The 22,142-nt window shown below is 30.5% G+C and carries 15 protein-coding genes and 1 pseudogene; all 16 read left to right on the forward strand.

The window, feature by feature from the left end; translation table 11 throughout:
- The first annotated feature begins 8 nt into the window (after nt 1–8).
- The 16 genes and pseudogenes from ACO409_RS04630 (at nt 9) to ACO409_RS04705 (ending at nt 22,021) form a co-directional block, all read left to right on the forward strand.
- Nucleotides 9–173, forward strand: a complete 165-nt coding sequence (locus ACO409_RS04630) for a hypothetical protein (protein ID WP_172618337.1) — start codon at nt 9–11, stop codon at nt 171–173.
- A 594-nt stretch (nt 174–767) separates the two neighbouring features.
- Nucleotides 768–1,256, forward strand: a complete 489-nt coding sequence (locus ACO409_RS04635; protein ID WP_485555282.1) for a ribosome maturation factor RimP — start codon at nt 768–770, stop codon at nt 1,254–1,256.
- Nucleotides 1,256–2,470, forward strand: coding sequence for a transcription termination factor NusA (gene nusA, locus ACO409_RS04640; protein ID WP_485555284.1), 1,215 nt, complete (start codon nt 1,256–1,258; stop codon nt 2,468–2,470). The genes ACO409_RS04635 and nusA overlap by 1 nt, the downstream gene beginning before the upstream one ends.
- A 128-nt stretch (nt 2,471–2,598) precedes the next feature.
- On the forward strand, nt 2,599–3,174 hold the full coding sequence (locus ACO409_RS04645; protein WP_485555286.1) for a DUF448 domain-containing protein: 576 nt from the start codon (nt 2,599–2,601) through the stop codon (nt 3,172–3,174).
- Nucleotides 3,171–6,203: a translation initiation factor IF-2 gene (gene infB, locus ACO409_RS04650; RefSeq protein ID WP_485555288.1), complete on the forward strand. Its 3,033-nt coding sequence runs from the start codon at nt 3,171–3,173 to the stop codon at nt 6,201–6,203. The genes ACO409_RS04645 and infB overlap by 4 nt, the downstream gene beginning before the upstream one ends.
- Before the next feature lie 24 nt (nt 6,204–6,227).
- Nucleotides 6,228–6,596, forward strand: coding sequence for a 30S ribosome-binding factor RbfA (gene rbfA / locus ACO409_RS04655; RefSeq protein WP_485555289.1), 369 nt, complete (start codon nt 6,228–6,230; stop codon nt 6,594–6,596).
- A 264-nt stretch (nt 6,597–6,860) separates the two neighbouring features.
- A complete protein-coding gene (recJ, locus tag ACO409_RS04660) occupies nt 6,861–8,552 on the forward strand; it encodes a single-stranded-DNA-specific exonuclease RecJ (protein ID WP_485555291.1) in 1,692 nt (563 codons plus the stop codon).
- A 56-nt stretch (nt 8,553–8,608) separates the two neighbouring features.
- Entirely contained in the window at nt 8,609–9,895 is a 1,287-nt protein-coding gene (gene tig, locus ACO409_RS04665; protein ID WP_485555293.1) for a trigger factor, read from the forward strand.
- 196 nt (nt 9,896–10,091) lie between these two features.
- Nucleotides 10,092–10,667 (forward strand): ATP-dependent Clp endopeptidase proteolytic subunit ClpP, encoded by a 576-nt coding sequence (clpP, locus tag ACO409_RS04670; protein ID WP_018450081.1) that lies wholly within the window; start codon nt 10,092–10,094, stop codon nt 10,665–10,667.
- A gap of 178 nt (nt 10,668–10,845) precedes the next feature.
- Entirely contained in the window at nt 10,846–12,078 is a 1,233-nt protein-coding gene (gene clpX / locus ACO409_RS04675; protein WP_485555295.1) for an ATP-dependent Clp protease ATP-binding subunit ClpX, read from the forward strand.
- A 39-nt stretch (nt 12,079–12,117) separates the two neighbouring features.
- Nucleotides 12,118–14,502, forward strand: coding sequence for an endopeptidase La (gene lon, locus ACO409_RS04680; protein ID WP_485555297.1), 2,385 nt, complete (start codon nt 12,118–12,120; stop codon nt 14,500–14,502).
- 474 nt (nt 14,503–14,976) lie between these two features.
- Nucleotides 14,977–16,383 (forward strand): SWIM zinc finger family protein, encoded by a 1,407-nt coding sequence (locus tag ACO409_RS04685; RefSeq protein WP_485555305.1) that lies wholly within the window; start codon nt 14,977–14,979, stop codon nt 16,381–16,383.
- Between the two features lie 24 nt (nt 16,384–16,407).
- Nucleotides 16,408–17,496, forward strand: a pseudogene (locus tag ACO409_RS04690) (hypothetical protein); the annotation flags it as partial.
- A gap of 55 nt (nt 17,497–17,551) precedes the next feature.
- A complete protein-coding gene (locus ACO409_RS04695; RefSeq protein WP_060918543.1) occupies nt 17,552–18,652 on the forward strand; it encodes an ATP-binding protein in 1,101 nt (366 codons plus the stop codon).
- A 14-nt stretch (nt 18,653–18,666) separates the two neighbouring features.
- Nucleotides 18,667–20,946 (forward strand): DUF5682 family protein, encoded by a 2,280-nt coding sequence (locus ACO409_RS04700; protein WP_485555299.1) that lies wholly within the window; start codon nt 18,667–18,669, stop codon nt 20,944–20,946.
- Between the two features lie 154 nt (nt 20,947–21,100).
- Nucleotides 21,101–22,021 (forward strand): Abi family protein, encoded by a 921-nt coding sequence (locus tag ACO409_RS04705; RefSeq protein WP_485555301.1) that lies wholly within the window; start codon nt 21,101–21,103, stop codon nt 22,019–22,021.
- Nucleotides 22,022–22,142: the final 121 nt, after the last annotated feature.

The raw sequence follows: 22,142 nt of genomic DNA on the forward strand, positions 1-22,142 counted from the left end.
GGATTATTATGGCTATAATTGTAAAAAAAGGCGAATTAGCAAAAATAAATAAAGGAATGTCACAAAAAGGCTTGGCTGAAAGATGTACTTATACAGTAAAAGAATTTCCAAAAAGCAATCTTTCAAAAAAGGCTGAAGAAGCCTTGAATAAAATATTTTCATCTATGAAGTAAAATTACTGGAAGTAGAGTTGAAGAAGGATACTGAATTACAAAATTTGTTTTTTGGTATCTTTTTATTTAGAAGAATAATTTTTAAAAAAATTTTGAAAAATCAAAAAAATGTGGTACAATAAGTTTGTAGTAAAAATTCCTACCGCTACTAAAAATTAAAAAAGTAAGGAAAAGCCTATTCAAAGCCAATAAACATGCACGTTAGGAGTTACGGAAAATATCAAAAAGACAGCAAAAAATGATAAAAATTAAGCCAAAAAATATAATTTTAATGTCTGAAAAAATCTCTGTAACACTGATAAATAAAGGATTTTCTCAAAAGTACAGAGTGTTAAAGTAAGTTATCCATTAAAACAAGGATTGAAACATATTGAATAGTTTCTCTGAAAAATGTGCTATTTTGAAAGTTAAAATAAGTTATCCATTAAAATAAGGTTTAAAAAACAGCAACTTTTTTATAAGGTTGTTTTTTTGTTATAAAAAAAATAGGGGGTTGAAAAAAAAGTAAAAATATGTTATTATAATCGTAGGAAATAATTTTAGGTAGAGAGTGGGTTAGCCCACTCTTTAGTTTTAGATATGAGGTGTAATTTTATGGAACAGATTTTAAATGAGTTTGAGAAGAAAATCGAATCGCATTTAAAAGAAATGAATCTGGAGTTGGCAGATTTGGAATATGTGAGGGATGGGGGATATAATTATTTGAGAGTGTATGTGGAGAAAATGGATGGGACTACGACGCTTGATGATTGTATTGATTTTAGCCGTGAGATTGACGGAATTGCGGATGACTTGATTGAGGAGAAGTTTTTTCTGGAGGTTTCGACACCTGGGGTTGAACGTAGACTGAAAAAGCCTAAGGATTTTGTGAGATTTTTGGGAGAGAGAATTAATGTTCAGGCTAAGAGCAATATTGAAGGGACAAAGAAATTTATAGGGAAATTGGAAAAATTTGAGGATGATACGGTTTTTCTTTTTGATGATAAATTGGAAAAAATAGTGGAAATACCACTTTCTAAATTAAAGAAAGCAAATTTAATATATGAATTACCAAATGGTATATTAAATAGTGAGGAGGAATGATGAAAGGGCGAGATCAAAAAATATTTTTGGAAGCACTTGATGAACTGGAAAAGGAAAAGGGCATTTTAAAAGAAGAATTGCTAGAAACAATAGAAACTGCATTACTTGCAGCATATAAAAAAAATTATGGTGAAAAGGATAATGTAAAAGTAACGATTAATAGAAATAATGGAGATGTAAAAGTTTTTTCACAAAGATTAATTGTAGAAAATGTAGAAAATCCTGATGAGGAAATTAGTCTGGAAGATGCGGTTTCTGTTAAAAAACGTGCTAAATTGGGAGATATTCTGGATTTGGAAATCAATGCAGAAACTTTTAAGAGAAATGCAATTCAGAATGCAAAGCAAATTGTTGTGCAAAAAGTTAGAGAGTGTGAAAAAAGAAATATTTTTAATAAATTTAAAGAAATCGAAAACTCAATTGTGTCTGCAAATGTTAGAAAAACTGATGAAAAAGGGAATCTGTATGTGGATATAAATGGGCTTGAGGCAATTGTACCACAAAAGGAATTGTCACCAACAGATAAGTTTGTACAAGGGGACAGAATAAAAATATTTATTGGAGAAGTTGAGGAAGCAACTAAATTTACAAAAACTTTTATTTCAAGAAAATCTGAAGAATTATTACGTGGACTAATGGAATTGGAAGTTCCTGAAATTTATGAAGAAATAATTGAAATAAAAAATATTGCAAGAGAAGCTGGAAGCCGTTCTAAAGTGGCAGTTTATTCAAATGATAAGAATTTGGATGTAAAAGGTGCTTGTATTGGAAGAAATGGTATGAGAATTCAAACTATTATTGACGAATTGCGAGGAGAAAAGATTGATATTGTCCTTTGGAATGAAGATATTAGAGAGTTTGTAAAAAATGCTTTAAATCCTGCACAGGTTTTATCCGTGGAAATTGTTGAAGAAGGCGATGAAAACTTAAAAGTTGCAAAAGTAATTGTAGCAGAAAGCCAATTATCGCTTGCTATAGGTAAGAAAGGACAAAATTCAAGACTTGCAGCAAGACTGTGTGGTATAAAAATTGATATTCACACAGAATCAAATAAAATTTCATCTGATGATAAAGAAGAAATTGAAGAAAAAAGTGCATTTCAGGATTCATTGGATAAAGTAGAAAATATTGAAAAAAGCGATGAATTGCAAGATGACTTTGAAAATGAAGAAAGTGCATTTGCAGGGCTTGGAAATAATGATAATAATGAATAAAAAAAGAGAGCAATTAGGCAACTGTAAAAGTAAGCGGTAAATAGTACTGCGTTATAAGATTATTAATATGATTTATAGACTTTTACAAATGGTTAAAATTGTATCGAACAAGGAGGTAATCGAGAAGTTTGGATACAGTTGATGAAAAAAAATTAGAAATTAAAAAAAATAGTCCCGAAAGAATGTGTATTTGCTGTAGAAGGAAAGGTGAAAAATCTGAATTTTTTAGAATATCTGAGCAAAATGGGAAATACATTTTTGATAGGGAAATGAAAGTTCAGGCAAGAGGATTTTATATTTGTAAAACAAATGAATGTGTTGAAAAACTTTCAAAAAATAAAAAATATAATATTGAAATCGAGCAGTTAGTAAAGATGCTTGAACAAATAAAATGTGAAAAAAAAGATATAATTGATATTTTAAGACCAATGAAAAATTCTCAATATTTTGTTTTTGGAATTGATGAAACTATTGAAGGAATAAAAAAAGGGAAAATAAAACTTTTGATAATTCCTAAAGATATAAAGGTGAAATATATTGAAGAATTTGAAAAATTAAAGGAAAATTTTAATTTTGAAATTGTATTTGTTGAAAAGAAAGAAGAATTAGTAAGACTTTTTTCAAGAGATGTAAATGTTGTTGGTATTTTTAGTAAAAAAGTAATAAAGGGAATATTAAGCAAAGTGGAGGTGATGAATGGATGAAAGTGCATGAATTAGCAAAGGAAAACGGTTTTACAGCATCTAAATTTATGGAAGAAATCCGAAAATTTGGAATTGATAAAAGACATCATATGAATGTGCTAAGCAATGAAGAAGTGGATCTGATAAGGAAAAAACTTCAAAAAAATGTTCAGAATCAAAGTCAATATGATGGAGGTAAAACTGAAAATCTGAATAAAAACGAAGAAAAAGTAAAAGAAGCCACCCCAAAAATGGTAAACAATCATTCAGGCAGTCAGAAGAACAGCAATATTAGACAAAATAAATTTAATGAACCAAAAAACATTAATAAAAACTATGATAAGTCAAAACAGTTGCTGGAAAAAAAAGAAAATAATAATTTAGGCAATAATAAAAATAAATTTGATAAAAACGAAAATAAAAAGAAAATGGAGATGAAAGTTAATTTGAGTAGTCAGAATAATAAACCAAATGAAATAAATAAAGATAGACAAAATTATCAAAATAGAGAAAATAGAGATAGCCGAGAAAATAGAGAAAATGGAACAAGAAACTTCCAGAATAGAGACCGAAATAAAGACGGATTTAAAAGAGAAGGAAGAGATAACAGCTTTAGAAGAGACAATCGGAATTTTAACAAAGATGGAAATAACCAGTCAAGAGATAATCGAGACAACAGAAGTTTTCAAAATAGAGAAAACAGAGATAACCGAGAAAATAGAGATAATCGTGACAGTAGAGAAAATGGAACAAGAAACTTCCAGAATAGAGACCGAAATAAAGACGGATTTAAAAGAGAAGGAAGAGATAACAGCTTTAGAAGAGACAATCGGAATTTTAACAAAGATGGAAATAACCAGTCAAGAGATAATCGAGACAACAGAAGTTTTCAAAATAGAGAAAACAGAGATAACCGAGAAAATAGAGATAATCGTGACAGTAGAGAAAATGGAACGAGAAATTTTAGAGATAGACAAGATAATAGAGGTTTTTCTGATAGAGGAGGATTTAATAAAGACAGGGATGATTTTAGAAGAGACAACCGAAACTTTTCTAGCGGAAAAAGAGAAATACAGTCTGAAATTCCAGCGGCAACAGTAACTGAAAAAGGAAAAGCTGGTGGAAAAGGAAAAGGAAAATTTGAAAAGAAAAAATACGAAAAAAACAGAAGAGATAGAGAGCAGCAAGAAAAAGAACTTCGTTCTGATTTTAGAAAAGATGATAAGAAGAAAAAGAAAAATAAAAAACATGAAAAAGCTGTTAAGGATGAAATTGTCAGAATTGAAGGAGAGAGCATAGGAATGATAACAATTGGAGATGAAATTGTTATTAAAGATTTAGCTGAAAAACTGGGAATTAATGTTTCTGATATAATTAAAAAATTCTTTATGGAAGGAAAGCTGCTTACAGCAAATGCAATTTTGTCTTTTGAAGAAGCTGAAGAAGTGGCACTTGACTATGAAGTAATTGTGGAAAAAGAAGTAGTTGAAGAAGTTAGTTATGGTGAAAAGTATCATCTTGAACAGGAAGATAAAGAAAGTGAACTTGTTACAAGAGCTCCTGTTATAACGATTATGGGACACGTTGACCATGGTAAGACATCATTATTAGATGCACTTAGACATACAAACGTAATTGGAGATGAAGCTGGAGGAATTACACAAAAAATTGGTGCATACCAAGTAATTTGGAAAGGGCAAAGAATCACATTCATTGACACTCCAGGACATGAGGCATTTACTGAAATGAGAGCACGTGGAGCTAATATTACAGATATTTCAATTTTGATTGTAGCGGCTGATGATGGAGTAAAACCTCAAACTGTGGAAGCTATTTCTCACGCTAAGGAAGCTAATGTTCCAATAATTGTTGCAATAAACAAAATTGATAAGCCAGGGGCTGATCCAATGAAAGTTAGAACTGAATTGACTGAATATGGATTAATGTCACCTGAATGGGGAGGAACTACTGAATTTGTTGAAATTTCTGCAAAGCAAAAGATTAACTTGGAAGAACTTTTAGAAACAATACTAATTACAGCAGAACTTGAAGAATTAAAGGCTAACCCAAATAAACGTCCTAAAGCAGTTGTAGTAGAATCAAGACTTGATCCTAAGATGGGAGCAGTTGCTGATGTACTTGTACAAGAAGGTACTTTAAAGATTGGGGATGTATTTGTAGCTGGAGAATCTCACGGTAGGGTTCGTTCTATGCTTGATGACAGAGGAAAGAAAATAAACAAGGCAATCATTTCACAACCTGTAGAAATTACAGGATTTAATGTTGTGCCAAATGCTGGAGACATTTTATATGGTGTGGAAAGTGATAAACAGGCTAAGAAAATTGTAGAAGATTTTATTAGGGAAAGAAAAGTAAATGAGCAAAACAAGAAAAAACATATTTCACTAGAAAGTTTATCACAAGAGTTGGAAGAACAGGAATTAAAAGAATTGAAATGTATTATAAGAGCTGATTCAAAAGGATCAGTAGAAGCATTGAAGGAATCGCTTGAAAAACTTAATACAGAAGAAGTTGTAGTCAATATAATTCAAGGAAGTGCTGGAGCAGTAACTGAAGGGGACGTAAAACTTGCAGAAGCATCAAATGCAATTATAATAGCATTTAATGTGCGTCCAACAACACCAGCTAGAATTATTGCCGAAAAAACAGGAGTAGAAATTAGAAACTATAATGTAATTTATCATGCAACCGAAGAAATAGAAAAAGCGATGAAAGGAATGCTTGATCCTGAGTTTAAGGAAGTTTACTTTGGAAGAATTGAAGTTAAGCAAGTGTTCAAAGTGTCAAATGTTGGAAATATTGCTGGAGCTGTCGTTGTTGATGGAAAGGTTACAAAAGATTCCAAAATTCGTGTAATTCGTGACGGAATCATTATTTTCGATGGAGAATTAGGTTCATTGAAGCGGTTTAAGGATGACGTGAAGGAAGTTGCAATGGGACAAGAATGTGGAATTGGTATTCAAGACTTTAATGACATTAAAGCTGGAGATATAATAGAATCATATATTATGGAAGAAATACCAAGATAACAAAAGTGAATAGGTGATAGTTTTATGAATGATAGAAGAAAAAAAGGGCTGGAAAAAGAAATTTCAAGAATTGTTGGAATGTCACTTTTAACAGAGATAAAAAATGAAAAAATAAAAAATCTTGTTACAATTCACAAGGTAGAGCTTACCAAAGATGGAAGATATCTTGATTTGACATTTTCAATACTTGATTTGAAAAATAATATAAATAAAGAAAAAATTATTGAAGATTTGAATAAATTAAGAGGATTTTTTAGAAAAAAAATTGGGTCACAATTGACAGTAAGATTTGTTCCAGAAGTGAGAATTCATTTGGATGATAGTGTTGAATATGGTGTGAAGATAGCTTCAATATTAAGTGAAATAAAAAAAGGAAATAGTGATACTGAATAGGATGAAGATTCAAAATGGCTTTAAAATCAGGATTTTTAACAAAAAGATAGCAAGAAGTCTCCAACTTCTATAAGTGGGAGATGAATTGCATTTTTGATTGATATTTATAGCAAAATGTATTACACTAAATATATCAGGGTAGGGACTACCCGAAGAGCTTGGTAAATATATTTGGCTAACAAAAGCAGATACTTCCCAAGAAGCTCCCGCTTCTAAAAGTGGGAGTAGTTCACTTATACGAAAAAGGAAGCGATTAATCTTGTAATGAAGTGGGAATTAAAAAGCTATGATAAAAATTATTTGCTATCAAAAAGTTCTGAATTTGGTGAAAGTAAATTGATCTCAAGGCTTCTTTTGAATAGGGAAATTAATACGAAAGAAAAAGTACAGAAATTTTTAAATTCAGATAAAAAGGACATTCATAATCCATTTTTATTTGAAGATATGGAAAATGCCGTTAAAAGAATACAAAAAGCTGGGAAAAATAAAGAGAAAATTATAATTTATGGAGATTATGATGTTGATGGAATTTCTGGAGTGGCATATTTAGTAATAATGTTAAGAAAGTTAGGGCTAAATGTAGATTACTATATTCCAAATCGTGTTCATAAGGGAACTGGGATAAATAGGCATGTTTTAGCTTTTTTAAAAAAATGGGATGCAAAACTGTTTATAACAGTTGATACCTCAATAAGCAATCCTGAAGAAATAATGATGCTAAAAAGAAGGGGAATCGACATAATTATAACAGATCATCACAGACAAACTGGAACTTTTGAAAATGAGGAAGAAAATCTTGAAATTATTACAATAAATCCTAAAATCAGTAAAAATTATCCAAATAAGTCTTTGTCTGGCTCTGGAGTAGCATTCAAACTTGCTGATGCAGTTTATGAGAAATATGGCACAAATAAAAAAATTTTGTATGATTATCTGGATATTGTGATGATTGGGACAGTTGCGGATGTTGTGCCAATGACTGATGAAAATAGATTTATTATAAAAAAAGGATTAAATAATTTAAAAAAAACAAAAATAAAAGGTTTGAAGTATATTATTAATTACTTAAAGATAAATCCTCAGAATATAACGACTAGTGATATTGGATTTTTTATCGCACCAATTTTTAATGCACTTGGAAGAATTGATAACTCAAAAATTGTTGTAAATTTTTTTATTCAGGATGATGATTTCAAACTTTTTTCAATAATTGAAGAAATGAAGCGTGCCAATAAAATTAGGCGTTACTTGGAAAATGAAATTTATAATGATCTAGAAGAAAAAATACAGCGTCTGGAACATCCAAAATATATTTTTATGAAAAGCAGAAAATGGCATTCTGGCGTAATTGGAGTTGTATGTTCAAGAATTTCTATAAAATATAACATTCCAGTGATTCTAGTTTCAATAAAAAATGGATACGGAAAGGCATCTTGCAGAAGTATAGAAGGGATCAATATTTTTGATATTTTAAAAAGTGTTTCAGATAAGCTGGAACGATTTGGAGGGCATGATTTGGCGGCAGGATTTCTTGTTTCTGAAAAATATTTAGGTGAAATAGAAAGACATTTGCGAAATAAACTTGCTAGAAAAAGCAGAGAAAATATACAAAAAATGTTGTATATTGATTCTTGGCTAAATATTGAAAATCTAAATAAGCGAAGACTTCATGATATAAATAGACTTTCACCTTTTGGACTGGATAATCAAGAGCCTAATTTCATGGATGCTGATGTAAGTTTTTTAAATTTGACAAAGTTTGGAATAAATAATCGGCATTTTAAAGGATTTGTTAGGAAAAATAACCGAATTATTTCGGTAATTGGCTACAATTTAGGACATAAATTAAAAACAAATAATTTTTACAAGAAAAAATTTAAAATAGTTTATACTCCAATATTTAAGTCTGTCCATTCAGATTTATTTATTGAATTAAAAATAAAGGATTTTAAATAATTAAATTAATTAATATAAATTATATATAACAAAAAATTTTAGGAGGAATTAAAGAAATGGCAGTAAAAAAATTAAATGAAACAACTTACGAAGTATCAGTAGTTAGAGAAGGAGAAGAATTAAAACATTTAAAGGAACATGTTTTAGTACATTTTAAAGATGCAAAAGTTGACGGATTCCGTCCAGGACATGTACCTGCAAAAGTTATAGAAAATAAATTTAAAAAGGAAATTGAAGGGGAAATCTTAAATCATATTATTTCTGATGAATATAGAAAAGCAGTTGCAGAAAATGAATTAAAACCAATTGCTGATATTAAACTTGAAAAATATGAACATAACGATGACAAAGTGGAAATTGTATTTACAATACCTGTATTACCTACATTTGAACTAGGACAATATAAAGGTGTGGAAGCAGAAAAAGAAAATGTAGAAGTTACAGATGAAACTGTAAACGAAGAAATCGAAAGATTAAAAGAAAGTGCTACAAAATTAAAAGAAGTTGCTGAAGATGAAGAAGCTAAAAATGATGATGTTGTAAACATTAACTTTGAAGGATTTATAGATGGAGAAGCATTTAATGGTGGAAAAGCTGAAGGATATGATTTGACATTAGGTTCTCACAGCTTTATTGACACTTTTGAAGATCAAATTGCAGGACACAAAAAAGGTGATGAATTTGGTGTAAATGTTACATTCCCAGAAGAATATCATGTTGAAAACTTGAAAGGAAAACCAGCTTTATTTAAAGTGAAAGTAAATTCAATTAAAAGAAAAGAAGAAGCTGAATTAAATGATGACTTGGCAAAAGAATTAGGATTTGACTCTGTTGAAGATATGAAAAACAAAACTAGAGAAAATATTACAAAAAGAGAAGAAACAAGAGCAGAAAATGAATTTAAGAACAAAGTAGTAGAAACTGTGGTAAATACAACAGAAGTTGAAGTTCCAGAAGCATTAGTTCAAAGAGAAATTGATTATCAAATCAACAGATTTGCACAACAGTTACAAATGCAAGGAATGAATCTTAACCAATATTTCCAAATGACAGGACAAACAATGGAAACAATGAGAGAAAGCTCAAAAGAAAATGCTGCAAAATCAGTAAAAACAGAATTAGTATTAACTGAAATTGCAAAAGCTGAACAAATTAAAGCAACAGATGAAGAAGTATCAAAAGAAATTGAAAAATTGGCTGCAATGTATGGAATTGAAAAAGATGCATTAATCGCTGATGTAAGAAAAAATGGAAATTATGAAAGATTTATTGATGAAACAAAATACAGAATAGTAAATCAAAAAACAATTGATTTATTAGTGAATGAAGCAAAAGTTAAATAGTAATTTTTTTAAAATTACAGATTAAAAAGAATATTTTGATTTTAGAAGAATTTTGTGATAAAATAGTTTATTGCGAAATTCTTTTTCACTATTTTGTAAAAATAAAAAGAATTGAGATAACAAGCATATTTGACAACGAAAAAAAACAAAAAATAATAAAATAAAAGAAAAATTTATAGAAAGAGGAGGAAATAATATGTCAGTATATAGTCCAGTAGTTATTGAAAATGATGGACGTGGAGAAAGAAGTTATGATATTTATTCAAGACTTTTGAAAGATAGAATAATTTTTGTAAGCGGAGAAGTTGAAGATGGGATGGCAAATGCGATTGTAGCTCAACTATTATTTTTGGATGCACAGGATAATGAAAAGGATATTGTTATGTATATAAATAGCCCAGGAGGAGTAATCACAGCTGGACTTGCAATTTATGATACAATGCGTCACATTAAAAGTGATGTTTCTACAGTTTGCGTAGGACAAGCAGCAAGTATGGGAGCAGTATTATTATCAGCAGGAGCAAAAGGAAAAAGATACTCATTGCCAAATTCAAGAATAATGATTCATCAACCATTAGGTGGAGCAAGAGGGCAAGCAACAGATATTCAAATTCAAGCAAAAGAAATTGAAAGAATGAAAGAAATTACAAGTAAAATTTTATCAGAAGCGACTGGAAAATCAGTAGAAGAAATATATGCAGATACTGAAAGAGATAATTTTATGTCACCAGAAGAAGCTGTAAATTACGGATTAATTGATAAAATTTTATAAAAACTTTATTTAAAATATATTTTTAAAATTATAAAAAGTTTTGCGTAAAGCGGGAGTGCAGAGGTATGGCACTTGATACCTCTGCGTTAAAAAAATAATAAGTAAAATAATAAAATAGAAATTAATAATAAAAATATATAAATAGAAATTATATAAAGAAAAAATGAGGTGAAAAATATTGGCAAATAAGAAAAAAAACTACTGTTCATTTTGTGGAAGAGAAGAAGATGAGGTAGAAAGACTTATACAAAGTCCTGAAGAGGATGATGTGTTTATTTGTAATGAATGTATAGAAGATAGTGCTGAATTGCTGGATAGTTTTAGGGAATATGACGAAAATGAACAAAATAGGGAAATTACGTTGTTAAAGCCTAAAGAAATAAAAGCTAAACTTGACGAATATATTATCGGACAGGAACAGCCTAAAAAAGTATTATCTGTAGCGGTTTATAACCATTTTAAGAGAATAACGCATAAACAGCAGAAAAAAACAGATGACGATGTGGAACTTCAAAAATCTAATGTGCTGCTAGTGGGGCCTACTGGAAGTGGAAAAACTTTGCTTGCACAAACACTAGCAAAAACGTTAAATGTACCTTTGGCAATTGCAGATGCCACAACGTTGACAGAAGCTGGATATGTTGGAGATGATGTGGAAAATGTGCTTTTGAAGTTAATAAAGGCTGCAGATTATGACATTGAAACAGCAGAACACGGAATTATTTATATTGATGAAATTGATAAAATTGCAAGAAAGTCGGAAAATATGTCAATTACAAGGGATGTTTCTGGAGAAGGAGTTCAGCAGGCACTGCTTAAAATTATTGAAGGGACTGTTGCAAGTGTACCACCTCAAGGTGGGAGAAAACATCCTAATCAAGAAATGATTGAAATTAATACAAAGGATATTTTGTTTATCGTTGGTGGAGCATTTGAAGGACTGGAAGCAAAAGTTAAGGATAGAGTTAATGAAAAAAGAGTTGGATTTGGGCTAGAAACGAATAAGACTAAATTGGATGACTTGACTTTATTTGAAAATGTGCTGCCTGAAGATTTGATAAAATTTGGGTTAATTCCAGAGTTAATTGGACGGTTGCCTGTAATTACAGCACTTCATGGACTTGATGAAGAGGCTATGATAAAAATATTGACAGAGCCTAAAAATTCACTTGTTAAACAATATAAAAAATATTTTGAGATGGAAAATGTGGATTTGGAGTTTGAAAAAGATGCAATTGTTGAGATTGCACGACTGGCACTTAAAAGAAAAATTGGAGCAAGAGGACTTCGTTCAATTATTGAAAGTGTAATGACTGACTTAATGTACGAAATTCCATCAAAAGACAATGTTAAAAAGGTAATAATTACTAAAGAAGCAGTTACAGATAAAGAAAAAGTAATTGTTGAATAATGTTTAAATAATTGAAATAAAAGTATGAAAGGGGAAATTATGCAAAACAAACCATTTATAGCTACAAGAGAATTAGTTGTATTTCCAGGTGTTGTAACTCCGATTTTTATCGGTAGGCAGTCAAGTCTGAAAAGTCTTGAAGAAGCTGTTGCAAGATTTGATAATAAACTGGTTCTTACGTCGCAAAAGGATGCAAATGTGGAAGAGCCAAAATTTCCAGAAGATGTATATGAAACTGGAGTTTTAGTTCATATTATACAAACAGTAAAAATGCCAAATGGAAATGTAAAAGTATTAGTAGAAGCTAAACATAGAGTTCTTATCAATCAGTTTTCAAAAGATGAAAATGATGTTATTTATGCCGAATATGAAGAAATTTTTTCAAAGCCGATTGACGAAAGTAAAGCTGAGGCTTTGAAGCGTAAAGTTATTGATGAATTTTCAAAATATGCAAAAAAAACTAATAAAGTGCTGCCTGATATTATTTATAATATAAAGGAAATTAGCAGTATTGACAAAGTTTTTGATTTAATCTGCACTAATCTTATGATTGCGACAGATGTGAAGCAAGGTCTGCTTGAAACGCTGGATGTGGAAGAAAGAGCCTATAAGATTTTAAGCATACTTGAAAGAGAAATTGAAATTTTTATGCTTGAACGTGAAATTGAAAATCGTGTGAAAGAACAAATGGCAGAAGTTCAGAAGAACTATTATTTACGTGAAAAAATAAAAGTAATGCGTGAAGAAATGGGAGAAGGAACAGATTCTGACGAGGAATTAGAAGAACTTGATCAAAGAGTAAGGGATGCTAAAATTCCTCAGGACTTAAAAGATAAATTGGTGAAAGAACTTTCAAGAATGAAAAAAATGCCTGATTTTTCTGCAGAATCTTCAGTGATTAGAACATATTTGGAAACTGTGCTTGAATTGCCGTGGGAAGTTTCTACTAGCGATGAAATTGATATAAAAAAAGCTGAAAAAATTCTGAATGAAGATCATTACGGATTGGAAGAAGTAAAAGAAAGAATTTTGGAATTTTTGGCAATCAAAAAATTAAATAAAACATTAAAAGGTTCAATTATCTGTCTTGTAGGCCCTCCAGGCGTAGGGAAAACATCGCTCGCACATTCGGTAGCTCGTTCAATGAACAGAAAATTTACAAGAATCTCGCTTGGTGGAGTAAGAGATGAGGCTGAAATTCGTGGGCATAGAAGAACTTATGTAGGAGCAATGCCAGGAAGAATTATAAATTCGTTGAAACAGGTTGGAGTGAATAATCCTGTAATGCTGTTTGATGAAATTGATAAAATGGCTTCTGACTTTAGAGGAGATCCTGCTTCAGCAATGCTGGAAGTATTAGATCCTGCACAAAATAACTCATTTGAAGACCATTACATTGATCATACTTTTGACTTGTCAAATGTATTTTTCATTTGTACAGCAAATGATTTGGGAGGAATTCCAGGACCACTTCGTGATAGAATGGAAATCATTTCAATCGAATCATACACAGAATTTGAAAAATTAAATATTGCTAAAAAATATTTAATTCCTCAAACACAAGAAGAAAACGGATTAAAGGATTATAAAGTTTCATTTTCTGATAAAGCGGTCATGAAAATTATAAATGAGTACACAAGAGAAGCTGGAGTTAGAAATTTACGAAGAGAAATTGGTAAATTGTTTAGAAAAATAGCAAAGGAAATACTTTTATCAAAATCTGACAGTGAAAAAATCTCTGTTTCTGAAGCAAAAGTAAAAAAATATTTAGGAAATGCCAAATTCAGAATTGATAAAATTAAAGAAAAAGAAGGTAAAATCGGTGTTGTAAATGGACTTGCATGGACGGCAGTTGGAGGAACAACTCTAGAAGTACAGGCAGTAAAAATGGAAGGAAAAGGTGTGCTGCAGCTTACCGGGAAATTGGGAGATGTAATGAAGGAATCAGCTAGAGTGGCATATTCTTATGTACGGCACATAAAAAATGAACTTGGAATAAAAGAAAAATTCAACGAAACAACAGATGTTCACTTGCACTTTCCTGAAGGAGCAGTGCCAAAAGATGGACCATCAGCAGGAATTACAATTACAACGGCAATAATTTCAGTATTGACTAATAAGGAAGTTAGACAAGATGTGGCAATGACTGGAGAAATTACAATCACTGGAGAAGTTCTGGCAGTTGGTGGAATTAAGGAAAAGGTAATTGGAGCTCATAGAGTTGGTATAAGAGATGTTGTGCTTCCTTTTGATAACAAAGTTGATACAGAGGAACTTCCAAAGGAAATTGCAGATCAGATGAAATTCTATTTTGCAAAAACTTATGATGATGTGAAAAAGATTGTTTTTGTAGATAAAAAAGTTTCAGAAAAAAAAGAAGTTAAAAAAGGTAAAAGTGCTAGTAAAAGCACAAAAGAAAAATAATAAAAAGATAGTTATTTTCAAGAATATGATGAATTTTTATTAGGGTGATTGATTTTGTCATCCTAATTTTTTAATGTTTAATTTTAAACTATTTTTATACTAAATACTATTTAAAAAATAAAAAATATGTTATGTGTATACACTTTTTTAAATTGTAGTCAAGTGTTAAAAGCAGTAGTTCTGTATTAATTTTTTTCTTGATATTTTATATCAGTCTTTTTAACTGCATGTTTTCTTTTTGACAATAATGTAGAGTATAACTTGAGATAGAGTTTAGTTTATAAAAAAATTATGTTATAATAAGTTTAAACGATTTAAAAATTTAAAAGGAAAATTAAAATTATTTTACTTAAATTTTCAATATTTGTTTTAGTGTTATTTGTTTATATAAATTTAGAACAATTGAGTGAATTTTGGATAAAAAAGAAGGAGGTTTGTATTGTGAAGAAATTAGAGGAGAGTAGAATTTTTGCTATGGCTCCGAATGCTTCGGCGATTTCAAATGCAAAAAAATTGTGCGATAAAGGGGCATTTTTGAAATTGTGGCGTTCGGTTGACGATACTTTGTATATGGGCGAGTGTAAGGGAAGTGGGAAATCGAATTATACGGTTTCGGTGGATTTTATTGATGAAGAAAATCCTGTTACACGATGTACTTGTCCAAGTAGACAATTTCCTTGTAAGCATGGATTAGCTTTGTTATTTGAGATATTGAAAGGGAAAAAATTTGAGGAGTGTGAAATACCAGAAGATATTTTGGCGAAAAGAGAAAAAAAGGAAAAATTAAAGGCTAAAAGGGCGAATGAGGAAAAGGAAGTTAAGAAAAAAACTTCTTCAAAAGCATCTAAATCAGCTAGAACAAAGAAAATTAAAAAGCAACTTGAAGGGCTAGATTTGATAAAGAAAATAAGTTCGCAATTGTTGAAAGTTGGACTTTCTGCAATGGGGAGCGTTTCGATTACAGAGTATCGAGATATTGTAAAACAATTGGGAGATTATTATTTGCCAGGGCCACAAGTTTTGTTTCAAAGATTACTTTTGGAAATTCAGGCGTATAAAGAGGATCAGGATAAGGGACATTATCAGACGGCTTTAGAATGTTTGAAAAAGTTGAGGGCGATTGAGAAAAAAGGTAGAGAGTTTTTGAATGAGCGACTTGAAAAGAATGATCCAGAATTGACGGATAATACGTTGTATGAGGATTTAGGAGGCGTGTGGAAGTTAACACAGTTAAATGATTTGGGGTTAAAAAAGGAAAATGCGAGATTGGTGCAGCTTTCATTTGAAGTGAATTATGATGAGGCTAGTAAGATTTTTACAGATTGTGGATACTGGATTGATTTAGAGAGTGGGGAAGTGTCATATACTGCCAATTATAGACCTCGTTCGGCGATGAAGTATATTAAACAGGAAAATTCTAATTTTTCATTATTGACGGTGCCTACATTAACTTTTTATCCAGGTGGAGTTAATAAGAGAATAAGATGGGATGCTGCTAGTTTTGATAAAATTGAAAGTTCTTGTTATAAAGAGATAAAAAAACATGCTCAAAGTATAGATCAAGCTATAAAAATTGCTAAAAATGAATTGAAAAATATTTTGACAAATAATGAAGTGGCTTTATTACTAGAATTTGAAAAAATTATGTTTGTTGAAGAAGAAGGTAAGAAAAAATATATTTTAATTGATAAAAATCAAAAGATGATAGAGCTTAGAGATAAGAAAAACAAGGAATTTTCAGAAAATTTTTATGAACTTTTGCCAAATGAATGTTTGGAAAATCAAGTGATGTTTGTAAAATTATTTTATGAAGGTAGAAATATTTATGCCCAAGCACAAAGTATCATAACTGATGATAAAATTATTCGTTTTGGATTTTAGAATGAAGTTTAGGAAGGAGAAAAAATGAATTTAGAACCGTTATATGAATTGAAGAATAGGCTTGAAAATGTTTCGATTGTTGGGATAAATTTGGTGAAAGATGATTTTCGTTTGCAAAGAGCTGTTGATCAAATGAAGGGGTATGCTTCGGCTGCCAAAGTATTTAAGCAAATTTATGAAATGGGGCAAAAATTGATTGAAGGCGATGAGGAAGACAAATGTGATTTATTTTTAGATTTGTTGGCTTTGCTTGATGCGGTGCTTTGTACCCAAGCGACAACTTATTCAGGTGATAATTTGCAAAAAATAGAAACGACTGCTGGAAAAGAAAATTTTTATCAAGAACTTCATTACAGTGAGTTGAGCGAATTAATTGCTGCATTTAAAGGAACTGGTGGTGGTCGTTTCAGAGTTATTGATTCGACATTGCGATGGAATAATCCTGAAATAGTGAATGATTTTAGAGTGAAAAAATTTATGATAAACGGACTTAATGATAGTTATTCTGGAATTATAGATTTAATGATTCAAATGTTAAAGAAACAGGGGAAAGAGATAGTTCCGCTATTGAAAGAAGGATTTAATCCTCAAGGTAAAAAGGAAATGATTGCTCGATTGGAAATTATCGAGGATATCTGTAAAGGTGAGGAAAATGAATTTTATAAATATTGTGTTGAAAATGGTGGAAAAGAAGTGAAAGAAGTTGCAATTGGAGCTTTGGCATACGATCAGGATAACGTTGATTATCTTCTAGATTTAATGAAAAAAGAACGTGGAAAATTGAAGAATAAAGTTTTTGAAAGTCTTGCGTATATGGATGATGAGAGAGTCAAAAAAGAGTGGGATAAATTTTTTAGAAAAAAACCGTTTGAAAATATGGAATATATGGCGAGAACAGAGCAGCAATGGGTTAAGAATTATTTGGAAAATTATGTTGAGGAATATGTTGAAGGATTGAAAAATAGGGATTTGTCTGACAAAAAGGAAAAATATAATGTTCAAAGAGAAATTTCAATATTATGTTCGTGTACTAAAAATAAACTTACAGATAAAATGGTGAAATTATATAAAAAATTGTATCGATATAATGAATATGAGATTGAAAGAATTTTAAAAAATTAAAAGCAAAAAATTCAATAGTGGAATGAAAGTGAAGGAGTTGTAAAAAATGGCTAAAAAAGAAGAATTACAAAGATTAACAGCAGAACAGATGTTTCAAGATGAAATTGATGCGTTAATTAAGGCGGAAAAAAATCCAATACCTACTGGATGGAAAATGTCACCTAAGTCAGTGTTGACATATATTTGTGGAGGGAAAGCTGGAAGAAAAGTGATAACGCCTAAATATATTGGAAATAAAAGATTGGTTGAGATTGCAATTTCGACTTTGGTTACGGATAGGGCATTGTTGCTGATTGGGGAGCCAGGGACTGCAAAATCTTGGTTGTCGGAGCATTTGACGGCGGCGATAAATGGAGATTCGACACGAGTTATTCAAGGGACAGCGGGAACGACTGAAGAGCAAATTAGATATTCTTGGAATTATGCGATGTTGATTGCAGAAGGACCTACGAAAGATGCATTGATACCAAGTCCGATTTATAAAGCGATGGAAGATGGGGCGATTGCTAGAGTGGAAGAAATTTCTCGTTGTGCGTCAGAAGTGCAAGATGCGTTGATTTCTTTGTTGTCAGAAAAAAGAATGAGTGTACCTGAATTGAATGTAGAAGTTCCAGCTAAAAAAGGGTTCTCTATTATTGCAACTGCGAATACTCGTGATAAGGGAGTTAATGAAATGTCGGCAGCGTTAAAGAGACGTTTTAATATTGTGGTGTTACCAAGTCCGAATACACTTGAAGCAGAGATAGATATTGTTAGAAGTAGAGTTACGCAACTTGCAGGGAATTTGGATTTAAATGCGAAATTGCCTGAAGAGGAAGTTATTGAAAAAGTTTGTACGGTATTTAGAGAATTGCGTCAAGGTGTTACGTTAGATGGAAGACAAAAGATAAAGCCAACTGCAAATGTGTTATCGACTGCAGAAGCTATTTCACTTTTAGCGAATAGTATGGCGTTGGCTGGAAGTTTTGGGGATGGAGAGATATCAGATTATGACTTGGCGGCAGGATTGCAGGGAGCTGTAGTAAAAGAAGATAGTAAAGATGGGCAAATTTGGGAAGAATATTTAGAAAATATTATGAAAAAACGAGGTTCAGAATGGCTGGATCTTTACAAAGAATGTAAGGCACTTAACAAAGCTACTAAATAAAGGCGGTGGAATAAATGAAAAAACAAAATGAAGGAAAACCGAATATATTCGGAGTTAGGCATTTTTCACCAGCTGGAGCACATTATTTGAGAGATTATTTAGATGAAATACAGCCAAAAATTGTTTTGATAGAAGGGCCTTCTGATTTTAATGAACTTATTAGCGAAATTACTGGAAAAAATATTGTTCCGCCAATTGCCGTAATGGCTTACACTTTAGAAGCGCCTATCCAGACAATAGTATATCCATTTGCAGAGTTTTCTCCAGAATATCAAGCTATTTTATGGGCAAAGGAAAATGGAGTAGAGTGCAGATTTTGTGATTTGCCATCTTCAATTTTTTTAGGTGTAGAAAGTATAAAGAAAAATTTAGATGAGAATCCAGAGGAAAATTTGAATGCCTACATTTATAGAAAAATTAATGAATATTCGGAAGATTCAGATGATGAAGTCTTTTGGGAAAGAGTAGTGGAACAGGCTTCTGATTATAAGGCATATCGTAGTGGAGCGAGAGATTATGGAAAACATTTGAGGGAGTTGACTTTATCAAATACGGTGTCTGATGCGAAAAATATTATTAGAGAGTCGTACATGTGTAAAGTCGTTTCTGATGTGTGTAAAGAAGGCTACAAAATAGATGAAATTGCTATGGTTGTTGGGGCTTTTCATGTTGAAGGAATAGAAAGTGGCAAATTGATTTTAACTGAAAAGGAAATCAAAAAATTACCAAAATTAGAATCTAAAAAAACGTTAATGCCTTATTCTTACTATAAATTGTCGACTTATTCAAATTATGGAGCTGGAAATAAGGCACCAGGGTATTATGAATTTTTGTGGAATGGTTTAGAAAAAGAAGACCTATTTTTTGCGACATATATGTATTTAAGTAAAATTGCAGAATATCAAAGGGAAAATGGAAATATGGTATCGTCAGCTCAAATTATAGAGGCAGTCTATCTAGCAACTTCATTGGCAAATTTGCATGATGGGAAAATACCGACATTAAAGGATATAAAAGATGCAGCGATAACTTGTATGGCACACGGAAGCTACTCAGAACTAGTTTTAGCAATGGCGAATGTTGAAGTTGGGAAAAAAATAGGAAGTATTCCAAAGGAAGCTATTCAAACGTCAATACAGTCAGATTTTTATAATTTATTGAAGGAATTGAAACTTGAAAAATATCGTTCATTAACAGCGACAGAAATAAAATTAGATTTGAGGGAAAAATTAAGGGTTCAATCAGAAAAATTAGCATTTATGGACTTGGAACGTTCATTCTTTTTTCATAAATTGAGAGTTTTAAATATTTCGTTTGCAAAACTTATTGGAAATCGCCAAGAAAATACAACTTGGGCAGAAGAATGGATGTTACAATGGAAACCAGAAACAGAAATTGAAATTGTGGAAACAATCTTAAAAGGAGATACAATTGAATTTGCAACAGCTTTTGAATTAATGCAAAGAATAGAAGGTGCAAAAACACTGTCAGAAATGGCAGAAATAGTGAAAGATGCCTTCTATTGCGGAATGCCAAAAGCACTAGAAAAAGCGTTTCAAGCGTTACAAAATTTTATAACAGGTGACGTCCCTATTGATGAAATAGCCAAGACAATGTCAACTTTATCACTAATGCTTCGTTATGGCGATATCAGAAAATTAGATACAAAAGTTCTGATTCCTATTCTTGAGCAACTTTTTTTAAGAGTTTGCTTAATATTACCAAGCGAGTCTTTTTGCGACAATAATGCAGCGGTAGAACTAGCTAAAAGTATAATAATAATACATACTGTAGTTGAAAATCATGATTTTTTAGACAGAGAAAGATGGTATTCACTTCTTTTAGAAATTTCAAAAAGAGACGATTTAAATACAAAAATTTCAGGACTTGCAATGGCTATATTACTGGAAGCTGGAAAAATTGATAATAAAGTACTTGGAAAAGAAGTCGAAAAAAGATTATCAAAAGGAGTTCCCGCAGATTTAGGAGCAACTTGGTTTGAAGGTCTATCGATGAAAAATCATTACACCTTAATTGCAAGACTTGGACTTTGGGAAAAACTCCAAAATTATATTTCAAACTTAGATGAGGAAGAATTTAAAAGAGCATTATTATTTTTAAGAAGAGCTTTTGCTGACTTTACTTCAAATGAAAAGCACGATATTGCCGAAAATATCGCAGAAATATGGGGCTTGAATAAAAATGATGTAAGTGCTGTAATAAATGATGATCTGGGAGAAAATGAGAAAGAAATAATTGCAGGATTAGAAGAATTTGATTTTGATGATATTTGATTGAAAATAATTTTTTGAAAGAAAAATTGAAAATAAGGTAATTGACAAAAATAATTTTTTATGGTATTCTTACAGTAAGATGAATCGGTCGTTTAGACCATCGGTCTTGTTGTAGTTTTCTATAACAAGACTTTTTTATTTAATAGGAGAGAAAATGGGGGAAGAAATTTTATTTATAGAACAACAAATAGAGCAATTAAAAGAAAAAGGTTTAATAATTGAGAGCATTAATAATGCGAAAGAAATTTTGAAACATTTTTCTTCTTTTGATGTAATAGAAGTTTATGAAAAATTGTTTATGAAAGATGGAAGATTCAAGGAAAATATTACAATTGAGAAGATATTTCAATTTTATCATTATGATAGAAGTATTCAAAATATACTTTTCAAATATACAGTATATATTGAAAGAGTTTTTAAAAATAAAATGGCATCTGTAATTTCTGAGAATTTAGGAGTAAGAAAAGAGGAATATCTGAATATTAAAAATTATATATTGAGAAATGACAGTGAAGAAATTATTAGGAATGTAATTGAAGAAATAAACGAATTAAGTGGTGATGAAAATCCATATATTTTATTTAAAAAAGTTACCTTTAGTAAAATGACATCGTTATATGATTTTTTATCTGAAGAAATAAAAGAAAAAATAATACCTTTTAATTTTTTACAAACTGAAAAAATGGAGGCAAAGGAGTTATTTAGAAACAGTCTTATTCTAATTAGAAAATTTCGTAATGAAATAGCACATTCAATGAATTTTGTAAATTATAAATCAAAAAGATATGTGGTTTTTAGGTACTTAAAAAAAGTGTTGAATGAACATGGATATTTAAAATTAACAAATAAAAATGATTATTCAAAATATGGTAGAGGAAGTAATGATATTTTTTCTATGATTTTAGTAATAATATTACTGTTGGATAATGAGTTTTTAAGAATTGAAATATTAAAAGAATTAGCTTTTTTTATAAAAAATGAAGATAGAGAACGATTTAATGATTTTGCTAAAATTACAAATCTTCCAGAAAATTTTTTAGAGAGAATCAACAGAGTAATAGACAAAAAAAAATAATTAAATTATTAATACATAAATTTAGTTTTTAAAATATTAAGGAGGTTCGAAAAAATGGACTATAAAGAAGATATAAAACGTTGGCGATTAATTCTTGGAAAAGATACGGAAGAAGAATTTT

The organism is Leptotrichia sp., assembly GCF_057270615.1.